Origin of the sequence: Paenibacillus macerans, from assembly GCF_900454495.1 — a bacterium.
GTDB lineage: Bacteria > Bacillota > Bacilli > Paenibacillales > Paenibacillaceae > Fontibacillus > Fontibacillus macerans.
On record NZ_UGSI01000002.1, the window covers coordinates 2,201,629 to 2,207,855 of the forward strand.

General features: G+C 54.3%; 7 protein-coding genes. 5 read left to right on the plus strand and 2 right to left on the minus strand.

The window, feature by feature from the left end:
- Positions 1-35: 35 nt before the first annotated feature.
- A complete protein-coding gene (gene kduI / locus DYE26_RS33030; RefSeq protein ID WP_036621142.1) occupies positions 36-869 on the minus strand; it encodes a 5-dehydro-4-deoxy-D-glucuronate isomerase in 834 nt (277 codons plus the stop codon).
- Between the two features lie 214 nt (positions 870-1,083).
- Between kduI and DYE26_RS33035 the strand changes: the two genes are divergently transcribed.
- The gene (locus tag DYE26_RS33035) at positions 1,084-1,752 is read left to right on the plus strand and encodes a bifunctional 2-keto-4-hydroxyglutarate aldolase/2-keto-3-deoxy-6-phosphogluconate aldolase (protein ID WP_036621143.1); all 669 of its coding nucleotides are present in this window, start codon (positions 1,084-1,086) and stop codon (positions 1,750-1,752) included.
- 263 nt (positions 1,753-2,015) lie between these two features.
- Positions 2,016-2,798: an SDR family NAD(P)-dependent oxidoreductase gene (locus tag DYE26_RS33040; protein ID WP_036621145.1), complete on the plus strand. Its 783-nt coding sequence runs from the start codon at positions 2,016-2,018 to the stop codon at positions 2,796-2,798.
- Between the two features lie 82 nt (positions 2,799-2,880).
- On the opposite strand, the gene DYE26_RS33045 is transcribed toward DYE26_RS33040, so the two are convergent.
- A complete protein-coding gene (locus tag DYE26_RS33045) occupies positions 2,881-3,111 on the minus strand; it encodes a hypothetical protein (RefSeq protein WP_051985353.1) in 231 nt (76 codons plus the stop codon).
- Positions 3,112-3,412: 301 nt separating this feature from the next.
- On the opposite strand from DYE26_RS33045, the gene DYE26_RS33050 reads away from it, so the two are divergent.
- From DYE26_RS33050 to DYE26_RS33060, 3 genes are all read left to right on the plus strand, one after another.
- Positions 3,413-4,477 carry a response regulator gene (locus DYE26_RS33050; protein ID WP_051985354.1) on the plus strand — a complete coding sequence of 355 codons (1,065 nt, stop codon included), beginning with the start codon at positions 3,413-3,415 and terminating at the stop codon, positions 4,475-4,477.
- Between the two features lie 5 nt (positions 4,478-4,482).
- Positions 4,483-5,328, plus strand: coding sequence for a helix-turn-helix domain-containing protein (locus DYE26_RS33055; protein ID WP_164815317.1), 846 nt, complete (start codon positions 4,483-4,485; stop codon positions 5,326-5,328).
- Positions 5,329-5,475: 147 nt separating this feature from the next.
- The coding region (locus tag DYE26_RS33060; protein ID WP_115311372.1) for an ABC transporter substrate-binding protein at positions 5,476-6,227 on the plus strand (752 nt) is incomplete at its 3' end.

Below are 6,227 nucleotides of genomic sequence, written 5' to 3' on the forward strand. Positions count from 1 at the left end.
TCGTGATCAAAAGATGACTTTTTGAACAACCTTTCTTATTTTAAATCTTTCATTGCCACGGCGTCCATGTCCCCGTAAGCTTTGTTGTCGCCGGCCATGCCCCAGATAAACGTATAATTGCTTGTACCGACGCCGCTATGGATCGACCAGCTCGGCGAAATGACGGCCTGTTCGTTACGCATCACGATATGGCGGGTTTCGTCGGGCGCGCCCATCAGATGAACCACAATGGAGTCCTCCGGCAGATCGAAATACATATAAGCTTCCATTCGGCGAGGATGCACGTGGGCCGGCATGGTGTTCCACATGTTGCCCGTCTTGAGCTGGGTCATCCCCATCACAAGCTGGGAGCTTTGAATGCCGTTTTCGTGAATCAGACGATGGATCGTCCGTTCGTTGGAATTTTCGATCGAACCTAGCGCGGCCGATTCCGCCTCGTCCAAAGTCGTTTTGGCTGTCGGAAATTCCTTGTGGGCCGGAGCGGAATTCAAATAGAATTTCGCCGGCTTCGCTGCGTCCTTGCTCTTAAAAATAACTTCCCGCGATCCTTTGCCCACATACAGGCAGTCCTTGGTGTCCAATTCGTATTCGGTGCCGTCCACCACGATCGATCCCGGCCCGCCGACGTTAATGGCGCCAAGCTCGCGCCGCTCCAGGAAATAGGATACGCCCAGCTCCTTAAGATCGGTTTCAAGCTTCACCTCGCCATTTACCGGCGCGGCCCCGCCGACGATCAGGCGATCCTCGTGCGTGAGCACCAATTCAAGCTTATCCGGCGTAAACAGTCTCGGAATCAAAAATTCCTGGCGCAGCCGGGCCGTATCGAACTGTTTCACTTCATTCGGATGAGAGGCATAACGACGTTCCATTTTTCTATCGTCTCCTTTTTTCGTTTGTTTGGGTGTATAATGTTCATATAGGTTCATATTAATCCCATTTAGGTTCGTTTGGCAAGTGTCATTTGTCACACCAATTCCCGCGATCCAGGAGAGCCGAAATTGAACGGCAAAGCGTATGACGTGGAATTGAGATTCGTTTTAGATTACATTTATCTTAGAACATATACAGAAAAGAGGAATTCCCATGAAAAAGCTGCAGCTCGTACAAAAAATCGTAGAGGAAGGCGTTGTCGCGGTTTTGCGCGGCGAGACGCCGGAGGAAGTCGTGTTAATGGCCGAACAGGCGATTGCCGGCGGCATCAAAGTGATTGAAATTACGATGACGATCCCGTTCGCCTTGCAGGCGATCGAGCAACTGGCCCGTAAATACTCCTGGGATGCGAAGGAGGCGGCGAATTATGCGATTATCGGCGTCGGTACGGTGCTCGACCCCGAGACGGCGCGGGCGGCTATTTTGAGCGGCGCTCAATTTGTCGTCGGGCCGTCGCTGAACCGCGACACGGTGCTGCTGTGCAACCGCTATCGCATCCCGGTCATGCCCGGCTGCATGACGATCAAGGAAATCCAGGAGGCGCTGGAGCTGGGGGCGGACATCGTCAAGCTGTTCCCGGGCAACCTGTATAATCCTTCGATGATCAAGGCGATCAAAGGGCCTCTGCCGCAGGCCAACATCATGCCGACCGGCGGTGTAACGCTGGACAATTTGGGCGAGTGGATCAAAGCTGGCGCGGTGGCCGTCGGCATCGGCTCCGATTTGACGAACGAAGCGGTGAAGCAGCGCAATTTATCGCTGATCGCCAAAAAGGCCGCGGCGTACAAGGAAGAATATTTGAAAGCCAAGGGATTGAAATAACTTTCGCGATAAATATAACACCGGCTGTGACCGTTAGAATTTGAAAACGGCGATATTGAAGCAAATAGCGGCTGTGGCAACCGTTAGAATGTGGTGGCGAGAAATTGTATCTTGGCGGATTTAATGCAACGCTAGTGGCATTTTGAACGAATTCTATTGGATTTTTCCAATGTGAGGTGGAGGGATGTAGTTAGGACGGCCTTGGCAGCCGAGAGATATCTGGCTTAATCAGCAACAATATTTGTATTTAGGAGGAATGCGGCATGGATTTGGGACTGAAGGGAAAGCGGGCGATCATCACGGGCGGCAGCAAAGGCATCGGCCTGGCTACGGCCTTGACGCTCGCCGGCGAAGGGGCGCAGGTGGCCCTTGTAGCCCGCGGGCTTGAGGCACTGAAGGAAGCGGAAGCTAAACTGATGGAACAAACGGGAGTCAAGCCGCTTATCCTGCAGGCGGACGTCTCCTCGGAATCCGAGGCGCGCCGGGCGGTGGAGCGGGCGGCGGAGCAGTTCGGCGGCATCGATATTTTGGTGAATAACGCCGGAACTTCGGCTGCGCAGCCCTTCGAACAGGTGGATTCGGAAGCGTGGGGAGCCGACCTTCATCTGAAGCTGTTCGGGGCGGTGAACTTCGCCCGGGCGGCCATCCCTCATATGCGAAAGAGCGGGAGCGGCGCGATCCTCAACGTCACCGCGATCAGCGGCAAAACGCCCGGCGCCTCTTCGCTGCCCACCTCGGTCAGCCGGGCGGCCGGGCTCGCCTTAACGAAGGCGATGAGCAAGGATTTGGCGCGCGACAACATTCGCGTCAACGCCGTTTGCATCGGCCTCATCCGCAGCGATCAGATCGAGCGGAAATGGAAGGCGACGGCTCCGGAGCTTACCTGGGAGCAATTTGCCGCCGATCCCCGCTTCGGCATCCCGCTTGGCCGCATCGGCCGGGCGGAGGAGGCGGCGAAGGTGATCGCCTTCTTGGTTTCCGATGCCGCGTCGTATGTTACAGGCACGGCGGTCAACATCGACGGAGGTTCCGCGGCGGTGCTGTAGCGCGGGCGGCGCGTCAACGCAGGTGAATGGGGTCTTGAAACCTATCTATAGCGGTCCTGTCCGGAAAAGGCGGGACCGCATTTTACTTCTTTACTGTTGAAAAATAAACTTTGGCGAACCGCAAGGCGGGAATTCGCTTCATCCCTTCCGTTCCCAAAGCGCTGCCCACCGTGCCAAGCAATGCGCTCGCGGTAGCCAGTTTAATCAGGTAGTAAAGTCCGGTCCCGGCGATTAAATCCAGGATGATAAAATTCCGGATCGTAGACGCCTTGATCGTTACAAATATAAAGGGGCGATGTTTCGTTTCGGCCATGTGATTTTTCCACCTTTTCCGTAGTGTAAGAAACAGTATTCGCTGTTCATATATATTGATTGTTTGGTTTGTACCATGCGTGTAACCTGCAAGCCCCGTGCGGACTAAACCGCTTGGCGGCCTGTTTGTGCATGCCGGGCTGCAAGGAACTTAAAAAATAGCACATGGAGCTTAAAAAACAGCGGTAAGCTGAGAAAGCCCGCATGTTAAAGTTAAGTGACGAAGCTGTATAATGGAAGACACGTAATCGTTTCAGTTCGTTTGAGCTCGGTGTTATACCTTGTGATGGGAGGAATGCGGCATGAAGATCAGGGTCTTATTGGCGGACGACGAGCCGGTCATATTGCGCGGGCTAAAAAAACTGATAGATTGGGAAAAACTAGGGTTTTCGATGATCGGAGAGGCCAATGACGGCAACGAACTGAGACAATTGCTGCGCGAATGCCGCCCGGATCTGATCATCAGCGATATCAGCATGCCGGGCTGCAGCGGTATCGACATTATCCGCGAGATCCATGAACAATCCCTGCAGGTAAAAGTCGTTTTCATTAGCGCATACCAGGAGTTTGTTTATGCCCGGCAGGCGATTCAATACGGCGCCGTAGACTATTTGGTCAAGCCGGTGAACAAAGCGCATTTGGAAAGCGTCGTCGGCAAGGCGGCGGCGCTGATCCGCGAGGAAAACGAAGGCGAGCGGGCCAGGAAAAAGCTGACCCATTATGAGCGGAAACAACGCACCGTGACGATCGAAGAGTTGCTGGACGGCTTGATGGACGGGGACAAGCGGGCAGCTTCCGAATTAACCCGCATGGGCGCGGTGGCGCTGAGCCGGCATACGAGCATCTGTTTGCTGGAGCCGGATGAAACGATGGGAAGCGCCTCCCGCTGGGAAGAACGGGAGCGGAAGCTGGTCCATTTCGCCCTGCACAACATAATCAAAGAAACGATCGAGCCCGGCGGCAACGGCTTGATGTTCCATAAAGACGGAAGGTTCGGGATCTTGATCCAGCATGAACACGCGGACGAGCCGCGTAAGTTGGCGTACGACCTGCACGGGAAGATCAACGCTTTCCTCAAATTGCCGGTTTCCCTGGGAATAGGCCGGCCGGTATGCGGCATCGAGGCGGCCTCCGATTCCTACCGCGCCGCATTGAAAGCGCTTAACCAAAAATATTTCACCGGCCTTAACCGGGTGAACGAGACGGATGAAACCGCGGTGGATCGCCCGGAAGAGTTATGCAGCATCGCCGAGCTGGAGGAGAACATAGCCAAGGCGCTGATGTCGCAGAACAGGGAGGAACTGCATGCGGCGGCGAACCGGCTTCTTGCGGCGATTGAGCGGCGGGCGGTAAGCAACTGGCGGTGATGAGCGTGTACAATGCGATCCAACTGCTGGATCAGCATATGGCAAAAATCGGCATCCAGTTAAGCGCATCAGGCCACGATCCCAACGCGTTGTTGGTCAGACTTTCGGGGTATGCGGCTTATGAAGGCGTAAAGAAGGAGTTTGCGGCGATCGTGGAGCGTGCCTGCGAACAGATCGTCTATAAGTTGGCAAACAAAGAAATCGCTGAGCTGCGCCGGGTCAAAACGTATATAGAGGAGCATTACGCCGAAAACATCACGCTGGAGTCCATGGCCGCTATGATTTATATGAACCCGTACTACTTCAGCAGCTTTTTCAAAAAACATACCGGAAAAAATTTCAAGCAGTATTTGACGGAGGAACGGATGAAGCATGCGCTCCGCTTGCTATTGGAGACAGACCTGATGATCTATGAAATCGCCGAACGCGTCGGCTACAACAACGCCCGCCATTTCAGCGACATGTTCAATTGCCATGTGGCTCCGGAAGTGGATTTGAATTGGCACATCTTAAAGCTCTCCCTGCAGCCGATCGTCGAGAACGCCATCCAACATGGGTTAAAGCAGCAAGGGAGAGGTACGGTCGGGCTTACCGTCGCAAGACGCGAGCGGACCATTGTCATCACGGTTTACGATGACGGCGCCGGAATGAGTTCCGATACGCTGATGCGTTTGAACCGCGCGCTGAACGATCCTGAAGCTCCCGGCAAAAACGTCGGGCTCAAAAACGTGCACGAACGGATCAAATCGGTATTCGGCGAAACCTATGGGATCGTCATCAATAGCCGGGAGCATCTCGGCACCTCGATTGTACTTACCTTTCCCATTGTAGAGGAAACGGTACCTTCTTAAAAACAACGCATGTCGAACTTAAAAAAGTTCATTCAGCCCCAGAAGGGCAAATGTTATGCTTGAACCAAGGAAACGTTTTCAAAACGGTGATGCGCACATCGTTCATTCGTTTCCAGTTCGCAGGATAAAAGGGAGGTTACCTGAAAGATGGCTAAAAAAAGAGGCTCAAAACTTTCCGCCCTGGTTTTGGCGGCGTCCATGGTGCTGAGCGCATGCGGCGGAGGCAGCTCCGGCGGAAATACGGCGGCAACGCCTTCAACCGGCAGCAATGGAAATGCCGCCGCCGGGGGAGATGCTCCGAAAGAGGTCAGCTTTACGATCGGCTACGCTTCCGGCGATCCCGCCACGAAAAAAGCGATCGCCGATACGGTCCAGCGGTTTATGGAGGCGAATCCGCAGATCAAAATCAAAGATATCAGCGAAACGACGTCCGCCGCTTATTTGGATTGGCTGAAAACGAAGGACGCGGTCGGCGAGTTCCCGGACCTGGTGGAAATGCGCGATACGGAAGTGTTTGCCGACGCGGGCAAAATCGTAGAACTGCCATCCGATTTGCTGGAGTTGTTCCACGACCCGCCAAAGGTTGACGGCAAAGTATGGAACGCGCCGCTGCAGGTGAACTCGCCGCAGGGGATCATTTACAGCAAGAAAGCGTATGAGGAGGCCGGCATCACCGAACTGCCGAAAACGTACGGCGAATTCATGGAGATTCAGGAGAAGCTGAAGGCCAGCGGCATTTCGCCGATCGTGGTCGGCGGCAAAGACATTTTCCATATGGGCTTTTGGGTCAACAAGTTCCTGATCGACCAGGTGTATGCGAACGATCCGGGTTGGAACTCGAAACGCACGGCCAAACAGGTGAGCTTCACCGACGCGAACGTCGTGCAAGCGATGACGGA